Below are 20022 nucleotides of genomic sequence, written 5' to 3' on the forward strand. Positions count from 1 at the left end.
CTCGCCCAGATATAGGTTGAGGCATCGGCACCGCTTCCGTTCGCCGTGAAGGTATATTCCGCCCTCAATGTCTGCCCCACCTCCGGCGTGCCGGAAATGTGCAGATCTGCCACCGATGGCGCACCGTAAACATCTAATGCCGGGCTGTGCTGCACCGCCCCGACCAGCGACGGCTGACTGCTGCCCTCCGGTATTATCGTTACTTTAATGCTGTAACCCGCGTCTCCCGCCTGGAGGGTGTATTCCCGGCCGTTGGCCCCCTCGATCGGCATCCAGCTGGTTTTCTCATACCTCGCCCAGATATAGGTTGAAGCATCCGCACCGGTTCCGTTCGCCTTGAAGGTGTATTCCGCCCTCAGGGTCTGTCCTACCTCCGGCGTGCCGGATGTACGCACGTCCTCCACCGCTGGCGTGCCGTAAGCCGTCACCGCCTGGCTCTCCTGTAACGTTCCGGTCAGCGACGGGTGACTGCTGCCCTTCGGCGTCACCACCACCCGCACGCTGTAGCCCGCATAGCTGTCCGGCAGCGTGAACGTGCGTGCCGTATTGCCAGCGGCTGCCGCATTCTTCCATGTCTCTCCGTCCTTCCACTGCCACTGGTAGGTGGACGCATCCGCACCGCTCCCGTTTGCCGAGAAGGTGTATTCCGCACTCAGGGTCTGCCCCACCTTCGGCGTGCCGGAGATATGCAGGTCTGTCACCAACGGCGCGCCGTAAATCTCCACGCCGGATTCGCCTTTTTTGCCGTTGACCGTGGCGCTCACCGTGATGGTTCCACCGGTATTTTTCGTGGTGACGGTCATTGTCCCCACGCCTCCGGTTCCGGTGATGGTGCTGGTCTCCCCCCGGGCCACCAGCTCCGGTTTGTCGATATCCCAGACAATCGCCTCGCCCACTACCGCACGGCCAAAGCGGTCCTTCACCGTGGCGGTGTAGGTAATGGTGTTCAGCCCGTTAGCTTCCACGCTGGCCGCACTGGCAGTGACCGTCACGGCTGACGCTTTCCCGGTGACCGGCTCCGTTTTTGATGACGCCTTATAGCCCTCATTTTTGGCCGCGTTGGTGGCGGTTACCGCGACAAACAGCGTTGCCCCTGTGTCCTGCTCTGTCGGGTGATAACTGTCCGACGTGGCGCCGTCGATCGCGCCACCGTCACGGTGCCACTGGTAGCTCAGCTTCACCTCACCGCCGCCGTTCTGTTCCACGTCCACCTTCTCAACGCTTACCGTGTCACCCACCTTCAGCCCGGCGGTTTGGTTCAGCGTGATGCTTTTGATCGTCGGAATCCCCTGCAGCGCCACGCCGGACTCGCCCTTCTTGCCGTTGACCGTGGCGCTCACCGTGATGTTTCCGCCGGTATTTTTCGCGGTGACGATCATCGTTCCCGTGCCTTCTGTACCGGTGACGGCGCTGGCCTCTCCCCGGCTCACCAGCTCCGGCTTGTCGATGTCCCAGACAATCGCCTCGCCCACCACCGCACGGCCGAAGCGATCCTTCGCCGCGGCGGTATAGGTAATGGTGTTGAGCCCGTTCGCATCCACGCTGTCCGCGCTGGCGGTTACCGTAACATCTGACGCCTTCCCGACCACCGGCTCCGTTTTCAACGACGCCTTATCGCCTTCATTTTTGGCATCGTTGGTCGCGGTCACCACCACAAAGAGAGTCGCCCCCGTATCCTGCTCCGTCAGGTGATAACTGTCTGACGTGGCGGCATCGATCGCGCCACCGTCACGGTGCCACTGGTAGCTCAGCGTCACCTCGCCGCCGCCGTTCTGCTCCACGTCCACCTTTTCCACGCTTACCGTATCGCCCACCTTCAGCCCGGCGGTTTTGTTCAGCGTGATGCTGCGGATAATCGGGTAACCGTTGAGCGTCAGTTGCGTCGCTTGTTTTTTGCCGCCAATATCGACCTCTATTTGCGCATTGCCCCCCGCGGATGCGGTCGTAAACGTGGCCGTCGCCTTGCCTTCTGCATCGGTTTTTTCGATCGCGTTGCTCAGCGCGCCAAACTGCTGCGTGATTAACGACCACGTTACGGGTGCGTCCGGTACGCTATTGTTGTGCTCATCCAGCGCGATGGCGGTCAGCGTCGAAGTGCTGCTCCCATTGGCATTCAGCGTATCAGGGGTACCTTTAAGCTCAACATGATTCACCTTCCCGACAGTCACATTGACGATCTTCTGCTCATCACCGGCGGAGACTTTCACCTGCGTTGGCGCTTTTTCAGGTACTACGACGGTTGCACTGGCAATACCGTGCTCATCGCTGTCTCCGGTAGGCGCTTCCCGGAACTGACTCCCTTCTATCCGCCAGGTGATGGCCTGCTTACGGCTGATAACCGCGTTATCAAACCGGTCATACAGCTGCGCGCTAACGGCTTTATCCTCACTGCCTGCGACCACGTTTTCCGGGACGTCCAGCACCACTTTTGCCACCGGCCCTGGCTCAAGGCTTACGGGCGCTGACGGGCTACTCACGGTATCTACCGTGGCGTTCACCACCCACTTCTCTGCTGCTTTTTGCGGCGCGATAAGTGCGATGGATGCTCTTCCCTCGCTATCCGTTTTGCCGCTCAGGGTTTCACCGTTACTGCTCCACGTGACGTTCTTCTCAACCGTCAGAGGCTTACCATCCTGATCGGTAACTTCAATAGTGAACGTCTTTTCCGTGGCAACTTCTGCGCGCTCGGGAGAGGCCACGAAGCGGATGGCAAGCGGGTGGGCAAAATCGACCACCAGCGCCATCTTCTCCTGCTGAACATTGTTATCACTGGCGGTGCTCTGGGTCTGGATCCCGCCTGGCGGGATCAGCGAGGCCGTAATTTCATCTTCACCATCCGCCATGATGTTTTCTATTTTTACCAGCGCCTGACCGTGCTCATCGGTGCGTACGCTGTTTTGCGACAACGAGCCAAGCGAGTTCCTGCTCTGCCAGTACACCATCTGATCGGTCAGAGGGGAGCCCTGACCGTCTTTCACCTCGGCTAACACCAGCAACGCACCGTGACTCTCTTCGAAGAACTTCACGCTGCCGTCACGGCGGATCTCACCGGGTGAAAGCAGATGATCGATACGCAGGGTGGTTATCGTTGCGCTCCCGGTAATTTTCGCCGTTCCGCTCTCCCCTGGTATCCCTTTTTTGTTGAACGGTGTGACTTCAAAGACCACGCTTCGGGCCATATCACGCGTTTGCACCTCATACGTGGCACTGCCTTCCTTGAGCAGTTCGCCTGAATCTGCGTCATACCACCGCAGCCGGGTTTTCTCAGGATCTTCATCCTCCCCTTCATTGCTTTTATAGAGATAACTCCCCTCCAGGATCTGGCCCGGGGACATGTCCCCCTTAATGGCAACGCCCTCGACGGAAGGGGCAAAATCGCCCGGCGTCACGGTCAGGTGATAGCTGGCGGAACTTAATACGTGCTCCGGATCGACAGGTGACGTTTCCGTCGCTGTGATGGTGACATCGCCCCGATGCGTTGGGTTCACCAGACCGCTGCCCGGCTCCACGGTCGCGATCGCCGTGCTGGAGGAGGTGTAGCGAATGACGCCCCCCTGCCCACCTTTCACCGCGTGCAGCAAAGGCACGCCAGCCTGCGTGGTTTTTTCCGTCGGGCTGAAATAGAGACGTCTGTCTTTTTCTTCCTGCTTATAGGCGAGAACGATATTGTTATTACGGGTAACGAACTCCGTGCGGGACTGCATGAGCGAGGGCAAAGCCGCCGCATTTTCACTTGCCAGCATTTCGGAAAGTTTTCGGCCAAACTCCCAGTGGAAATTCAGACCCACAGAGAAGTTATCCCGCTGCCCGCTAATCATGCTCTGCTCCGCGCTGACCCCTACCAGCGGCACAGGTTGCCACTTAAGCCCGAGGTTAAGCCCGTGAGGGTTGTGGCTGGCCTCGCTGCGGCTGCCGTTAACGTCCACTTTGTCGCCATACCACTGGAACCAGCCCAATTTAAGCGCGACGTGCTGTGAAAGGGCCGTCTCCAGATTGAGATCCCAGCCGCGGGCGGCACGTTCATACAGTTCATAGCGGTCGGGATCGTCATTAAACATGCTGTCGTCAGAATGACGCCAGCCGCTCAGAGGCAGGTAGTAGTTCGCGGACGCACGGATCCCATCGCTCCACAGCTCGGCGCCTGCCCCCATTCGGTTATGGTGGCGCGTGACATCCTGATCGAAAAAGAGGTTTCCACCCGCCATTAGATGAGGGTTAAAGGTATGCCGCCAGCCCAGGCCAACGTTAAGGATATCGCGCTCGTTCCAGCGGTGTGCGCTCATCTGAGTGAACAGAATGTCGTGTTGCCAGATTTTAACCGGCCACAGATAGTCCAGCCCGAAATCGCGGCTATCGCTCCCGCCAATACCGACATCTGCCGTAACGCGGGCTTTCCCGCCGGTATGGTTTAACCACGCTTCCACTTCCTGGGTTAACGCGGCATTCACCTCGCTATTTGCCGCACCGCGCAGGGCATCACCCGCGCCGTTTTGTTGGGCGCTTCCCCACATGCCGGCCATTTTATCCCGCAGGGGCTGATTGCTTTCGCTTTCAACGGTTGCGTGAGTTTCAGTTTGCGCCCGCGCGACGGGGGGAACCGTGAGCAAAAAGATGGAAAATAAATAATGGAAAAGGATTATCCATACGGATAATTTTTGACGTAAAGAACAGTACGAAACACTGGGCATTGTGACGCATCCCTTATTAATTAAACTCCCTGGTTAGCGATATTAAGATCCAGATAATTCCTAAACTCCATACAGCATTCAGGAGATGTTCATGAGATTTTCCGCCCCTCATTAAATTCAATGCTTAGGCGTTGATGTTTAACAACTCTTTCAGCCCGCCTCATGAATTTCTCAGCCCAATTTCAGCCGTATATTTTCCGGAGCAGGTAATTCTTAACATGGAACAGACACCTCGCAATTTTATTGCTGACCGTCTTCTTATGCAGGTTTTCCCCTAATGGCAGGATGATCCCAGCAATACTCTGGATGTCATTTAATAAGGAAGATCGTTGACATGAATAAAACTGGACTGGCCCTGCTTATCTGTTCACTACTGAGTGTCCCCGCTTTTGCGCAAAATTCCGTCACGCACGAGCAGGCCTGGGAAGGCACTTCGTATCTCTCCGTTATCGTGAAATTAAAACCCGGTACAACGCTTAATAAGTCTTCACCCTTTTCATTACGCGACAGTACCTTCGCCGTGAGTCCGTTATTTACGGCAAATCATTTGCGCAGCAGTGAATTAAGCGAGATGGATGCGCTTAATGAACGCTATGGCTTTAACCGTTATTTACGTATAGCTCTGCCAGCCGATAAGCAACATGACGCGGCGTATATCAATGACGTAATTAATGAACTGACGACGCGACAGGATATTGAGCTGGCTTACCCGGAATCCATGCCGGTATCGCTGGAAAAGGGTGTCAACGTTCCCGACGTGCCACCCTATTCCGGACTGAGCTATGCCCTGAATAGTACCAGCCAGACCACGGTCCCGGATTTTCGTAGATTGCAGGATTACACCAAATCACCAGATGAAAAACGGCCCGGCTACTACATGGGTGGGGTAAATCGCGACAGCGTGAATCAGTATACAGGGCACGATGGTAGCGGCATTTCGCTGGTTTCAATGGAAAACAATGCGTGGAATACCAGCCATGTGAATTTGACGCCGATCGAGTTCCATGAAGGGGATAAGCGCTATACGCCTGGCGAAGATCATGACACCAGCTCCGTCGGGATTATGGCGGCGAAAGATATCAATGCGGGCATTAAAGGCCTGACGTGGAACGCCCGCATGGGGTACGTCAAATGGCAGGCCAATAATCTCTACAATATGATCCCCAGACTTAAGGCGGGAGACGTGGTGCAAATTGGAATGCAGACTGGCGGAGGAGATGTAACGGGTTGTACTTCTTCCTGCTATGTTCCGCAGGAAAACGCCCCGGCCTACTACGACGTGATTAAAGCCCTGACGGATAAAGGCGTGCACGTTATCCAGGCGGCAGGCAATGGCAATATCAACCTCGATCACGCTGGGTTTAATGGAAAATTTGACGTTAAAAAGCGCGACTCGGGGGCGATCATTGCGGGCGCGTTTTGCGCAGATAATGGCAAAAAAGCCTCTTTCAGTACCTATGGCTCACGCGTGACCAGCGCCAGCTGGGGCTGCTGGGATGTGGTTACTACGGGTTATGGTGGTTTGCATAGCATAAAAAATGCGGAATACACCTCAAGTTTCTCCGGCACCTCATCCGCGAACCCGATCATCGCAGGCGTGGTCGCCAGCCTGTCTGCGATTGCAAAAGCCCACAATATTACCGTCACGCCTCAACAGATGCGCGCCATCCTGCAGGAAACGGGCAAGCCTTTAGCGTCAGGGGACTCAGCGAAAGTAGGTACTCACCCGAACATGGCGAAAGCCGTGGCCAAAATTCTTGAACTGAAAGAGGAAGATCAGGATGAGGTCAAAGCCGTGCCCGGAGAAAGCTTTACCGTTACCGGCACGACCGATGCCTCCCGGGCGTATCAGTTAGACGGGAGCGCCAGCAAGAATGCCGTCTCCTGGAAATGGACCATCGACAAAGACAGTGCGGGCAAATTCTGGCTACAGGAGAAACATGCCGGCGTCTGGGTACGTGAAGTGTCAGGGCCAACCGCCCGAGCGCTCATTCCCGCCAATACAGACGGAGAAGCGACCTACTGGTTAACCGTCACGGGTAAAGACGGAAGCGTGAGCGCTGAGAAGATCACCGTAACGGTGAAAAAACCACAGTTACCTGATATTCCTGATGACAGCGCAGAAGCGTATAATCCGCGGATTGCCTACCCGGTGAAATGTACCCGCGTATCGCATAACGGCAAAATCTGGCTGAACCAGTGGTATGTCAATCCAGGACAAGAGGAGCCGGGACGCGGCGGTGAGTGGGGAGCATGGCGAGCGTCGGATGCAGCCAATAATAGCTGTCCTTTAATATCCGTTTGGTTAAGATGATATTAAAGCCTGGTTGCAAGCCAGGCTTTATTTTATTACCGCTTCATTCCGCATTATCGTAAAAAAGACATTATTTTAAACTGGACTGGCTCAGATTTAAATAAAACAGTAAGTGATTGATAATAGCATGACCGGCCGCTCTTCTCTGCCGAAACTCCCCGACTCTTAATGGCTCAGAGAAGTCTCTTATTCAAGCCAGTTGTCTCCTCCCGGTACTATTTGTCCCTGTTATCACACGGTAATAACGCCTTTTTTACCTGCGCCGCAGGTGAGATTTACCTTTGGTTATTATTTAGTCATTAATAAGGGAACTTATGAAATTAACAGGATCTGCTTTTGTCCTTGCCTCGTTACTGGCAGGGGCGGGCGTCAGCGTTTCAGCCAACGCCGCCACGACCTCGCCAGCAGCAAACTGCGAACAGGGTCACCAAAACTGCATGAAAGAACTTGGCTCACTGGAACGCGCCGTCAACGGTGAGAAAGTGAAGGTCGTTGAAGGGCAAACGATTCGTGCGCGCTTCTTTAACAACGGAACCGAACTGCCAAATCTGGAAACACGCGTCACCATTCTTGCTGGCGAAGAGGCCCACTGGTCCTACGCCCTCGCTCAGGCTATCAACCAGCAGCACCCCGAACTGCGTGCCGGTTTCAAGCACAGCAACGGCGAGATTACACCTGATGAGTCAGAGCCAAATAAGGTGTATGCCAAACAGAACAACCCCCTCACTCACGTAGAAGTGTCCTTCAATTAATTCAGGGAAGATTATTTTGAAACTACTCAAGATGAATAATATTACGTCAGCGTTAGCCGTGGCATTGATTGGTATGTATTCCACGGGCGCACTGGCGCACGGCTATCTTTTTGAACCAAAATCCCGTTCGGTGATTCATTTCCCGCCGATGAATGATAAGGGTGAACACAGTAACGTCTGGCCTGCTGACGCCGTGGAAGCACCGAAGCTCCCGGCAGGCAACGATATGAGCCCAACCCCGATCGCTAACGAACAGCTGTTCCAGTTCCCGCCGGATGGAAAACTGGCAAGCGGTGGTTCAACGGCAACTCCCGCCTTCAGCAAGCTTGATGACGAAAAGCAGAATACCTACAACAACCCGATGTCTGCGGGTCCGCACCAGTTTAAATGGCATTTACCGGCTAAGCACCGCACCACCTATTTTACCTACTACATCACTAAGCCGGACTGGCAGTCAGTTCCGGGAGCGGATACGCGCCTGACCAGAGCGATGTTTGAAGATACGCCTTTCTGCCACAAGGTGTATACCTACGCGCCAGGCAACCCATCAGCCGATATTTCGATCCCGACAGGCTTCGAAACCCACACCTGCAACGTACCGGAGCGTGAAGGTAAGCAGAAAATTTATGCCGTGTGGCGCGTGCGTGATACCGATAACGCATTTTATCAGATGGTCGACGTTGATTTCGGCGGTGAAGTCATTAGCAAACCGGTGGCCAGCGTCACGCCTTCCAGCCATAACCTGTCAACCAGCGCGCTGTCGCTGGACGGTAGCGCCTCTACCGGGAAAGAGCTGAAATATCACTGGGCCGTCACCAGCAATGCCGACAAGGTCATTCTGGAAAACAGCACCAGCGCGAAAGCCAGCATTCGCCTGAAGGCTAAACCTGATAGCGATTTTACCGTTAATGTGAAGCTGACCGTCACTAACGATAAAAACGAGATTGATTCAAAAACCGTCACCCTGAATGCCAAAGCGGACGCAGGTGACACGGCACCGGTGGCGAAGCCGGGCAAAGACTTCACCGTGACCAGCAACAGCAGTTCCCGTGGTTATGACCTTAACGGTTCCGCAAGCGTGAATGCTGAAGAATATCAATGGACTATCGACTCTGGCCATGACATTGGTGCGTTGCAGGTCGCCGATGGCGGTGAATGGGTTTCAACCGTCAAAGCAGCGAAAGCCCGTGCGCTGATTAAACCCGGCAAAATCGGTGTAGTGACCTATCGCCTGACGGTTAAGGCCAAAAATGGCAAAACCAGCACCGACACTATCAAGGTGACCGTGAAGGAAGCGCAGCAGGCTTCAGATGTGCAGATCAATACGGGCAACAACCAGGACACCATCGTTGGCAGTGACATTATTGCTGCCGCCGTCGTGTCCAAAAACAACGATTCCTTAAAGGGGTCAAAAGTTGAATGGTCCGCACTGAATCACGCCGATAAGATTCAGATCTCGTCACCAAATAACTTCAGCACCAACCTCATGGGTAAACATCCGTATACCGATAATGTGGACGTGACGCTGCAGGTGAAAGTGACGGCGCCTGATACCGGTAAAGTCTCCACGGCAACGAAGGTGATCAAGCTGCGCCCGGCGCAAACCGATGTAAAAGCCTGGGATCACAGCAAGACTTACAAGACACCTTGTGAAAAAGTGAGCTATGAGGGCAACATCTGGCTGAACAGCTGGGAAACCCGAGGCGTTAAGCCTGGTTCCGATGGTGAGTGGGGCGTCTGGAAAAAAGAAGGTGCCGCCAACATGCCTAAAGAGTGCAAATAATACTGTGAGTTAACTCTGGCCGGGTCTTAACTGACCCGCGCCAGACATTATTATTCCCCGCCTACACTTTCGTTATCATTTTTGCGCCGGAAATCGCCCCTTCGTTCCGGCGCTTTTTTATCGGTATAAGATCACCCATCCTATTGCGGCAATAATCGGATACGGGCCGAAGGGAAACGGTTGACCGGGCTTGATCCGCAACAGAATCAGCGCCGCGATCAGCGCCAGCAGGGTCGAGGCAACAAAAACATCCAGCAGCGCCAGCGGGCCAAGCCACGCCCCGATCGCCGCCAGCAGTTTCATATCCCCCATCCCCATCCCTTCATGTCCGCGCAACAAACGGAACAGCAAAGAGAGGGTCCAGGGCACGCCAAATCCCAGCAGAGCGGCGATTAGTGCCTGCGTTGGCTCCACCCGGCTATAGCCGCTGACGGCAAACGCCAGCGACATCGCCAGCAGCGGGAGCGTCAGACGGTCGGGCAGGAGCATGGTGCGCAGGTCGATAAACAGCAGCGGCAGCAAAAACGTCACCGCCAGCAGGTCGAACAGGCTCTGCGGCGTGACGCCCTGCTGCCAGATAATCACCCCGTACAGCAGCGCCATAAGCCCTTCAACCAGCGGATAGCGCCACGATATCGCCTGACCACAGCTGGCGCAGCGCCCGCGCAGCAGCAGCCAGCCCATCAGAGGAACATTGTGGCGAAATTTAATGGGGTGTTTACAGCGTGGGCAGTGGGAAGCAGGCCACGATAAAGAGAGTGCTTCACCGTGGAGAATCAAGGGGAGCCGATAAATGATGACATTGCAAAAACTGCCGATAATGGCACCCAGAAAAACGCTAAAAACGAGTATTACACTCTCAACCATGGTTCCACACTCTAAGGGACATGCAATCTCCGATAATAGCAGAGACTACTCGTTATATTTAGGCAGCCTGTTTGCACGTAAAGTACAAAAGTCTCCGCGCAAGTTCGCCCATTCATTATTCAGATGCGTTTTTGCATACTGTGCCGCTTCTTTCCACAATAATGCCGCGATATGCCACTCCTTTCCCTGTTCATGTTCTGCCGCTCGTGAAGAAAGTGAAAACCACAGGGTAGCAGGGTCGCGTTTGTCGCTTTGCCAGTCCATCGTTAAGCCCTTTAGAAAAAATCCCAGCGTATCAATAGCGACGATAAAATAATTGAGCTTAAAATGATAAATACCTGAATAACGCTGAATGCCTCAGTGGGAGAACAACGCTGATTACCAATATTATCCGCTGGCTGGCCTTTTCGGGTCTCTATATCCTGCTGGCATTGCTGAGCTTTCATACGCGGGATAGCTGGAGCCTCTCCACCACGCTTTGGCTTCCGGCACCGCTGCTTTTTGCCGCGTTATGGCTGACGGCCCCGCGAGAGTGGCCGCTGTGGCTGGCTACCGCGGGCCTGCTGCATGTGTTTGCTGGCGTCTGGATAGGCCGCCCGCTCACGCTGGCGTGCCTGTTCGCCCTCTTCGACGTCGCGATATTTCCGCTGTGCGTCGCCGTCTTTCGTCTGAATGCGCAACTGCCTGCGCTGCGTTTTGCGCGCAGGCCGATTATTGGTGAACTGATCTACCCCCTGCAGTTAATCTTCAGCATTTTTTGCGGCAGCCTGCTGCTTAATCTGGCGCTGTTACTCTCAGGGTATCCGATTGCGCCACTGCATTTTTTCTCCTGGGTGCTGGCGGCATTAACCGGCATTCTCGCCATTCTGCCGCTGCTGCGTGAGAGCAAAATGCCGTCGCACCCGCAGTTTAATCGGCGGGAAGCGTTGCTCCTTGCCGCGAATACCCTGGTGCTGGTGACGGGGTACTTTTTCCTGCCACAGCTCTGGCAGGGGCTAAACCTGCTGCTGGTGCAAACGACGGTGGTTTTACTGAGCGTGTTTGCGCTCTCCGGACGCGGCGTTGGCGCTCTGCTGCTTATTCAATACCTGATTGTGGTGCTGGCGACCCAGCAGCGGGAAGGGATTTTTTACACGCTAACGCCCGATCTCATCCCCGCAATCTGGCAGGCGCAGTGGTATCTGGTATTTTCGGCGATTTTTGCCAACTGTTTATATCAGTACCGCCGCTGGATCCAACAGCAACAGGCGCTCGCAGCCAGCACCAGTGCCATCATTATTCGCCTGTCGCAGACGGGTTCTTGCGTCGTGTTTCGCCTCTCGATGCCAGAGGAGGAGATCCACTGGCAAGGCAGTACGGAAGCGCTGTTCCCTGATGAGGAAAAGACGCTGAGCACCCTGACGCTACTGGACGCACACTGCGATACGCCGTTCCTGCCCGGTTTTCGCGCCTGGTACTCACAGCAACGTGAAAGCAGCTTTGCCCGGGAAGTTGTTCTGCAAACGCTGCACGGAAGGCAGATGCGCGGGATGGTGATGTTTCACAGGATCGGCAACACCGCGCATCTGATGGGGGGAGTGAGCCTCTTTCTCACAGCATCCGCTGCAGAATCTCCCGCTGCCCGCTAAAGGTGTATTTCAACACCGCCGCGACATGCCCAAGCAGAATCACACCCAGCAGAATGCAGCTATAGCGATGCACCTGGAAGAAAAACGCATTCACTTCGGCGATGGCAATCGGGCGGGAAACCGGCACCAGACCAAACAGGTTGTAGTCTTTTTGCAGCATCAGAAAACCGCTAACCAGCACCACCATAATGGTCAGATAAAACAGCTCATGAATAAATACCACCAGCTGTTTTTTACGCCCGGCTACCGTTGCCGGGTAGGGCACCGAAGGGCGGAAGAAACGCCAGACGAAGCGCACCATCATGATGGGTGTGGCAATGGTACCCAGCGACATATTCAGCACGGAGAAGAAGGTAAACCAGCGGGTTCCTTCCAGCGCGTGCAGAATATAGCCCATGCACATCGCGTAGATAATGACGGCTGCGACCACCCAGTGCAGAAGGCGAGAAAACCGATCGTAACGTTTGGCAATAACCAGAGAAGTTTGCATAGTCGTTGTCCTGTAAAACAAAAAGCACGGCTCCCTGCGAAGCCATGCTGTTTTAAAGAAATAGGTTATTCAGCTACCCACAAGTTGCGGGCCCGATCCGGCGACCAATGGCTGGCACCTGTATGGCCAATCTGACAGCGATAAACGTTGCCCTCATAGAGCACTTTATCCCCTACGGCATAGAGTTTGCCCGGCGTGAATGGGGTAACGTCGCCGCCCTGGCCGCCCTCTTCGCCTCCGCCATCGTCATTATCGGGCACGGTAACGTTGACCGGCTGGCTCGGCGTAGCGAAGTTGTTGGCTGCATCATAGGCGATGACCGTATAGCGATAGCTCATGCCAGGCTGGGTTTGGGTGTCGGTAAAGTTGAGTTCATGGGTATCACCGATCTTTTCCAGACCGCGCCAGATGGCATACCCCGCCACGCCCTTATTATCCTTAGCTGGCAGCCAGCTGAGCGAAACATCCTGCCCCTTCAGCGTGGCCTGCACGCCCTGCACCTGTGTTGGCGCCTGAGTATCCGTTTCGTCGCCCCCATCCGGCAGACTGCCGTCAAGGATGCTCTGGTAGCGGTTCAGAAATTCATAGCCGTAATGTTGACCATTTTTAGTGTTGCCATTGTCCCAGTTCACTGACCAGGTCATGAGCCCTTTTACCGCTTCATTTTTCGCTTCCAGTCGCGAAAGTGCGTTAAAGACACTCTGCGCGTCTCGCACATAGCCGGTTCCTGCCGCATCCGGGTTGGCCGGAAGACCAATCACCAGCTTGTTCGCCGGGATCTTCACATAACCGCGCGTCCCGTTTGCCAGGCTGTCGGTGAGATAGTAAAGGAAAAGCTCTTTTTGACGGTCGCTATAGCCCTTCCCCCATTCCTGCGGCAGCCACCATTCACCGACTTCGTCCTTCTCCTCCTGCGTCATCATATTTACGCCGTCGCCCGCCTGGTTGTAATACTGTGGAGCGATAAAGTCATACACGCCCTCAAGATTTTGCAGGTAGGCTTTGTAGTTCACCCCGCGATCGGCCTGGAGATAGGGGAACTCTGGCGCCATGCTGATGATGAAGTGTTTGCCCTGCTGCTGATAATGGTCGCGCACCATTTTCAGCGCCGCCGGGATCACCGTACTGTTGTCAGCCGCGGTAATGGCCGTCTGCTCCAGGTCGATATCAAGACCATCAAAACCATAGCGATCGGTCAGGCGAATAATCTCCGCTGCAAGCGCTTCAGTCTGGTCTTTGTTCAGTGCAATGTGCGCGTCAGCGCCGCCCAGTGAAATCAACACCGCGCGCCCCTGCTCGTTCAGCTCTGCAACCTGAGCGCGGAACTCCTCATCGCTCGCGTTGTAGGGTTTGAAGGTGGGAATATTCCCGCTCTGGCCATCCATAACTTTCATGAAGGAGACGTTGACGACGTTGTAGCCTCTCGGCACTTCACGCAGCGACATATCAGAAGGTAAGCCTCCCTGATAGCCGCGCGCTTTGTCTATCTCTTCCGGGTTAATTCCCCAGTTGTGCCAATAACCGACGAGAATTTTTTTCTGACTGATATCCGGCATCTGTGAGGCGGCGTCGGTTACAGCTGCATGGCTAAACGAGCTGACCAGCATTCCGCTTAACGCCAGGCCTGCGGCAATAGCGCTCAGAGATATTTTATTTTTCTTTAACATGGGAGATATCCTGCTCCAGGTTTAATAATGAAATCCTGTGTTGCAAGATAGGATATTCATCTTCCTGAAAACAGGAGAACAGCTCACTGCAGCAGCAGATTTAAAACTCGCCAGCCTGGATATGTCTTATAATAAAATTATCGTGAGATTATTTATACTCACACATTGCTACCCAGTTATCATTAATTTTCATCAGCCAGCTATCTTTATTAATCGGCTTGAACAACAGGTTAATATACTGACCATCTTCACTTATCAGAAAGGTCTTCTCCGGCAGCTGATCGCCAACGGCGATTTTTAATTCTGCCACCCGGCCATTGATGACGTTTCCCTTCTGTGTCACCGATTTTAACTGCAGGGTTCGGTTGAATACCCGGTTACCAGCCTCATCGGTTTTTACACCAAATAGCGTTAGCCTGTGGAGTTTAGGCCACCAGGTGATCACACCATTAAACTGGTAATGCTGCAGGCTTTCATCAATAAATTTGCCATTACGTATGACGCTGCTGCAGGGCTCGGCGGGCACTTTTCTGCTCTCCAGGTAGTTGCTGGTCAGGTAAGCCAGCGCGCCACCCAGCGAAACGCTGATGCAAACCATCAATATGACGAATAGTATTCGTAACCGCATTTTCCCTCCTGAGATAGTTCGCCTTCACATTGCGCAACGAACACTTTTGGACCGTTCGACGCGATGTACACGTTATTGATGCCCGCCGGCAGGGCATGCCGCTTTCTCGCCAGCGCCTGCCGATCGACACTGCGCAGCGAAGAGAGATGAAACATGACGCCATCTACGTAGATATTTTCCTGAAACGCCTGCGGCGTGTCCGCCGTGCAGACCACCACCAGCGTTGGAAGGATAATCAACAAGCTGCACAGCGCCGCCAGCAGAGCCCCGTATTGACGTGGGGGAGTTTTCATTGGCTCCGCCGTGATAGCAGGCAACGACGGGCAATCGACGGGAGTGGGACAAGACGCGTTATCAGGCTCTTCTGGCGGCGGGCAAGCGACCTCACTGTCCTGCGTTTCGCAGGGTGCCAGTACTACACCATAACGGGGAATGGTTTTAATGATCGAGCCCGGCAGGCCGGCATTTTGCAGCTTGCGGCGGAGCATTTTTATAAGCTGGTGATAGCTGGATTCGCTAACAATCATGCCCTGGTTAAGCCAGATCTCTTCAAATATGGTCTCTTTTTTACATTTGCCGCTGAGGATCAACTCCAGCAAACGACGCTCGTTGGGCGTGAGATGTATATCACCATGATCCACGGTTGCCAGAGATGATTTTTCCGGTACGAACGTTACTGACGCTGAAAGAGAGATTTCTTCGTTATTCACGGGTAGGTCCTGGATAATAAAATTACAGCGTTTACATTGTTATGACGAAAAGCGCAGGTATTAACAGTTACATGTCTGTTATCTAATTCAGGCACAAATTAACAACATATCCCTATAAATGATAGTACCTTCGCCATTTGCGCTATTTCCCGTCCTGATTTTTCCACAACCAATTCATGATTTCAGAAAGTTTATTCTGAGTTACGCCTGAGCAATACCTGATATTCAACCTGAACAATAAGGAACTCCTTTCCGTACCTGAGAAATATCGCCCTCCATGCCGCTATTTCGCGATAAATAACAAACCATTCAGCTGCTCCGAAAAAAATCTCTATCATAGAATGTGAAAACGTCGTTACTTTACCTTTCGGTTTTCCATCAGGATCGGCTGATGCCCCCCAGCAACTATACAGCCCACCACTTTTTAGCTACTCTTTTTCACCTCACTCTGCTCTACACTGTAAGAGTGATGCTAAAGCGCCATTCGCTAAGATGTGCGGTGAACACCTGTCTTTTCCTTGCCGGATCGGATGTCATGCTAAAAACAGTTCTGATTGCCGACGACCACCCTGTCTATTTATTAGGCTTGCGCACATTGCTGCAGACGCGCCCGGACCTTTATCGGGTCGTTCACGAAGCGCTCAGTGCTGATGAACTCATGAATAAACTGGCGAGCGAGCCTGTCGATATCATCATCACCGACCTGAGTATGCCCGGCACGCGCAGCCCGGACGGATTAACCATGATCCGCTCGCTGATTCGCCATTATCCGCAGAGCATGATTGTGGTGGTCACCATGATCACCAATCCTGAGCTTCTGGACTCGCTGCGGCGCAGCGGGGTGCATGCCGTTCTCAACAAAGCCAGTTTGTCCAACAATCTGCTGCAGACGCTGCGCAGCACCCTGCGGGGGCAAATCGAACCGGTGAAGCCTCAGGCACAGTTGACCGAACGGGAAACAGAAGTGCTGCGTCTGCTGGTGCGCGGTTTCACCGTGAACGAGATCAGCGCCCAGCTTAACCGAACGAAGCAGACCATCAGTACGCAAAAAAAGAGTGCCATGAGCAAACTCAACGCCAGGAATGATTTCGAGCTGCTCCAGTGCGCGCAAAGTCTGGGGCTGGTTAGCTGAGCATGCGCAGAGGCTGGCTGACGACATTATTTATCCTCATGCTGATAAGCGGGCACGCGGCGGCTGGCGCGCTGCGCGTGGGCCTGCTGAGCGCCGCGCCGCCTTTTCTCGTAATCGATCGGCCGCCGGGAATTCTGGATGATGAACTCAGCATATTGTTTAGCAATACGACGCTGCCGGACGTCCAGCGTTTTAGCGACCCGGCAACGGCGCTGGATGCGTTGAAGCGAAAGCGCATTGATGTGTTAATCGCCGCCCGGCGTCCTGCAGCCGATCTGGTCGCCAGCGAGCCAATGTTCGCTTTCCCGCTGGCGTCCCTGAGCATAAAAGAGGGACGCGGCGGTACACTGTGCTTTCCGGAATTACCGTCAGAGGTCGCGCCCCGCTGCTCTGCGACAGGTTCAGCCTCACCGGGGGAAAACGTCAGGCAGCTGGCAGCAGGGAAAGCGCGGGAATTCATCGCCCCGGAGTTTGTTTTACGTAACTGGCTGACCCACTCCCCCGCCACCACGCTGACCCTGACGCCGCTGGACGATACTCCCCCGCTACATTTTCGTGCCTGGGCTCTGCCTGAGCAGGCAAACACGCTGGAAATCTTCAACGAGCGTATTCACACCCTTAACCCGGAAGACGCTGAATGGCTGGAACAAAAGTGGCTTTTGCCGGACGGCAGCGTCTTTGACGCCCGCCATTCCCCCGTGAAGGAAAATGCGCCCAAAATCACGCTGCACGTTTTGCTTCCCGCTATTTCGCCGCCAATGGTCACACTCACGGCTGACGGGCATATTCAGGGGGTATGGCGCGATCTGCTGCTCAATCTGTTTCCGTCCAACCTGTATAGCCTGACCTTCAACCTTGATGCTCCCCCGCTTCAGTATGCGGAGAACACGTTGCGCATAGTCGCCAGCGCGACGCCACCGTCAAAGAGTGCCATCACGTTTGACTCACTGAGCTGGGCCCTGCTAAGTGAGGACAGCAACCCGCTTTCCGGCTCCTTGTCCGCATTACAGCATAAGCGGATTGCCGTCATACGCATCTCTCCGCTCGTCACGTTACTGCGTCAGGCGTTACCTGCGGATAACCTGGTGCTGGTTAACTCGCTCGATCAGGGATTTGAGTTGCTCAAAGCCGGCGGCGCGGACGGGCTTGCGGGCGATGCGTTTATACTCCATCACCTGCTGCGCCAGCATAACGCCAGCAATCTGTCGCTGACGCCGCTGGCGCTGCCGGAAGTGCCGCTATGGTTTGTACCAACTATTTCTGACCCGGCGGATGCCAAAAGGGTGAATGCGGTCATGGCGTCCGTAACGCAGGCTGATATCTACGCGAGCCTTAACCTGTCGCAGGCCGTACAGACGACACCCACCGCCCCGGTGCAATCGCTATGGCTGGTCATGCTCGCCGTGGTGGCAATTTGCGCGGCATTCGTCGCCCTGCTGACCTTTAGCGCCGCGCAGAGCCAGCGACGTCAGCGCGAGCGGGACACGGCAGAGCTGCACAACGCGCTCTCACTCTGGCAAACTCTGATGAACAATGTCCCGGTGCCGCTGTTTGTCTGCGATCCGACCGGGCGGCTGACGCGCTATAACGACTCCTTTATTCACTCACCGTTACTCACGGCACAGCCCGAAGAGGGCGCTCCCTTTTCCAGCCTGCCTCTGGGCGAGCTTGCCCAACAGTTTACGTTGCCCCATCGCCTCTCGCTGCTCCATGCCGCGTCGCCGTTAACGGGTGAAACCACTCAGAACAATTCCACCCTTTACTGGTGGCTTTGCCGCTATACCGATACGCGGGGGCGGCCTCAGGGCGTGGTCGGAGGCTGGATCGATATCACTGAAAAAGCCGCGCTGACCGCTGCGCTCAATCAGGCGCTGGCGCAGGCGGAGCAGGCCAGCACTGAAAAATCGAACTTCCTCGCCCGCATGAGCCATGACATTCGTACCCCGCTCAACGCCATGCTGGGCCTGCTTGAGATGGAGCGCGACAAAAGCGAGTCCCTCAACATCGCCTGGCAGGCAGCCGGGGCTTTGCGCGACGTGATTGGCGGCGTACTGGATTTGTCGCGCATTGAAGCTGGCGAGTTAAGGCTGGAGCCACAGGCCTGGCCCCTGTGGCAGACGCTTAACGCCAGCGCGGAGATTTTTGCCAGCAGCGCCAACGCTAAAGGTCTCCACTGGCGTAGCGAGTTGAACGTGCCGCACGACGGCTGGTTCCTGTTCGATAAAGCACGACTGAATCAGGTCATCGCCAATCTGTTGGGCAACGCCATTAAATATACGCCGCAGGGAGAAATTGTTTTTCACGCCGAGCTCAACGGTGAACATTTGCAGCTGTTGATTCGCGACACTGGCATCGGTATCCCGGCCGATGCCCTTCCACACCTCGGCCAGCCGTGGTTTCAGACTGACAGCAGCACGCCGCAAAGCAGCGGGCTAGGGCTGGCGATCTGTTACCAGTTAGTCGAGCTGATGGGAGGCGTGCTGACGATAGCCAGCGAAGCGGGGAGCGGTACGCAGGTGACGGTGAGCATACCGCTTCACGTCGCCAGCGCGGCGGCAACGGCCGATGAGACACCTGTAATAACCCCGCTGCCACCGCATCGCATTATGATCGTTGACGATTTTCCGGCAAACCTGACGGTGTTAGCGCTCCAGCTGCAGGAGCTGGGTCAGGAGGTTATTCCTTGCGCCAGCTCTGGCGAAGCGCTTGCGCGCCTGGAAAACGAGCCGGTGGATATCCTGATAACCGACTGCCAGATGGCCCTCATGGACGGCTATCAACTTACATCGTTAATACTCCTGCGCGATATTGCCGGCAGCATCACCGCGCCGGCCGCTATTCTCGGTTACACCGCCAGCGCGCTGCAGAGTGAGGACGATCGGGCAAAACATGCCGGGATGGACGCGTTATTGCGAAAACCGCTCTCCCTCAATGCCCTGCATCAGGCGCTGGCGCAGCAATACAGCCTGCACAATCAGGGGCCTGACCTCAGCGAACTCCGGCGTCTGGCCAACGGTCAACCGGAGATCATGACCCTGATGCGCGAGCAAATGCGCGAAGCCATTACCCTTGATATTCGACAGCTACGGGAAAACACCCCGTCACCGCAAACGCTAAGCCAGCTCGCGCATCGTCTGAAGGCCTCCTGGAGCCTCTTTGCCATGCGCAACGCCACCCGCACCTGTCAGGCGATTGAAGTGTTGCCGGAGATGCTGGCGGCTGGGGTCATAACGGCTGAAGCCCTGCCTGCGCTGACATCGCGTTTCTGCGCGCGCATGGAAGCCAATCTGCAGCAACTCGATACCGCACTGAAGGAATTATCTGACAAGTACTAAAGAATGCTCTGCACAGGATCTGTATCTT

At 55.0% G+C, this 20022-nt stretch carries 13 protein-coding genes; 6 read left to right on the plus strand and 7 right to left on the minus strand.

Going from position 1 to position 20022, the window contains the following annotated elements:
- A partial coding sequence (locus INF73_RS11310; RefSeq protein ID WP_193547298.1) for an inverse autotransporter beta domain-containing protein occupies positions 1-4520 on the minus strand: 4520 nt, incomplete at its 3' end.
- 502 nt (positions 4521-5022) lie between these two features.
- Here INF73_RS11310 and INF73_RS11315 point away from each other — a divergent pair.
- From INF73_RS11315 to INF73_RS11325, 3 genes are all read left to right on the plus strand, one after another.
- Positions 5023-7002, plus strand: a complete 1980-nt coding sequence (locus INF73_RS11315) for a S8 family serine peptidase (RefSeq protein ID WP_193541139.1) — start codon at positions 5023-5025, stop codon at positions 7000-7002.
- Positions 7003-7316: 314 nt separating this feature from the next.
- Positions 7317-7754, plus strand: coding sequence for a hypothetical protein (locus INF73_RS11320; protein ID WP_193541137.1), 438 nt, complete (start codon positions 7317-7319; stop codon positions 7752-7754).
- Between the two features lie 16 nt (positions 7755-7770).
- Positions 7771-9537, plus strand: a complete 1767-nt coding sequence (locus INF73_RS11325) for a lytic polysaccharide monooxygenase (protein WP_131678085.1) — start codon at positions 7771-7773, stop codon at positions 9535-9537.
- Between the two features lie 117 nt (positions 9538-9654).
- Here the strand turns inward: INF73_RS11325 and INF73_RS11330 are convergent, their stop codons facing one another.
- Together INF73_RS11330 and INF73_RS11335 are read right to left on the minus strand one after the other, a co-directional pair.
- Positions 9655-10404 carry an A24 family peptidase gene (locus tag INF73_RS11330; protein ID WP_045261192.1) on the minus strand — a complete coding sequence of 250 codons (750 nt, stop codon included), beginning with the start codon at positions 10402-10404 and terminating at the stop codon, positions 9655-9657.
- A gap of 45 nt (positions 10405-10449) precedes the next feature.
- Positions 10450-10668: an ANR family transcriptional regulator gene (locus tag INF73_RS11335; RefSeq protein WP_120266880.1), complete on the minus strand. Its 219-nt coding sequence runs from the start codon at positions 10666-10668 to the stop codon at positions 10450-10452.
- 167 nt (positions 10669-10835) lie between these two features.
- Between INF73_RS11335 and INF73_RS11340 the strand changes: the two genes are divergently transcribed.
- The gene (locus tag INF73_RS11340; protein ID WP_193541135.1) at positions 10836-12032 is read left to right on the plus strand and encodes a hypothetical protein; all 1197 of its coding nucleotides are present in this window, start codon (positions 10836-10838) and stop codon (positions 12030-12032) included.
- Here INF73_RS11340 and INF73_RS11345 read toward each other — a convergent pair.
- The 4 genes from INF73_RS11345 to INF73_RS11360 all read right to left on the minus strand — a co-directional run bounded on the left by INF73_RS11345 (position 11995) and on the right by INF73_RS11360 (position 15527).
- Complete coding sequence (locus INF73_RS11345; protein ID WP_028015621.1) at positions 11995-12522, minus strand: cytochrome b; 528 nt, start codon at positions 12520-12522, stop codon at positions 11995-11997. The two genes, INF73_RS11340 and INF73_RS11345, sit on opposite strands and share 38 nt — an antisense overlap.
- Positions 12523-12587: 65 nt before the next feature.
- Positions 12588-14189: a glycosyl hydrolase family 18 protein gene (locus INF73_RS22230; RefSeq protein ID WP_052683017.1), complete on the minus strand. Its 1602-nt coding sequence runs from the start codon at positions 14187-14189 to the stop codon at positions 12588-12590.
- 148 nt (positions 14190-14337) lie between these two features.
- Positions 14338-14817: a hypothetical protein gene (locus INF73_RS11355; protein ID WP_126296587.1), complete on the minus strand. Its 480-nt coding sequence runs from the start codon at positions 14815-14817 to the stop codon at positions 14338-14340.
- The gene (locus INF73_RS11360; RefSeq protein ID WP_028015618.1) at positions 14787-15527 is read right to left on the minus strand and encodes a helix-turn-helix domain-containing protein; all 741 of its coding nucleotides are present in this window, start codon (positions 15525-15527) and stop codon (positions 14787-14789) included. The genes INF73_RS11355 and INF73_RS11360 overlap by 31 nt, the downstream gene beginning before the upstream one ends.
- Positions 15528-16062: 535 nt before the next feature.
- Between INF73_RS11360 and INF73_RS11365 the strand changes: the two genes are divergently transcribed.
- Positions 16063-16659, plus strand: coding sequence for a response regulator transcription factor (locus tag INF73_RS11365; RefSeq protein ID WP_028015617.1), 597 nt, complete (start codon positions 16063-16065; stop codon positions 16657-16659).
- Positions 16660-16661: 2 nt separating this feature from the next.
- Positions 16662-19994 carry an ATP-binding protein gene (locus INF73_RS11370; RefSeq protein ID WP_193541134.1) on the plus strand — a complete coding sequence of 1111 codons (3333 nt, stop codon included), beginning with the start codon at positions 16662-16664 and terminating at the stop codon, positions 19992-19994.
- Positions 19995-20022 lie beyond the last annotated feature (28 nt).

The organism is Enterobacter cloacae complex sp. P6RS, assembly GCF_014982245.1.
In the GTDB taxonomy this organism is placed as follows: Bacteria; Pseudomonadota; Gammaproteobacteria; order Enterobacterales; family Enterobacteriaceae; genus Enterobacter; species Enterobacter bugandensis.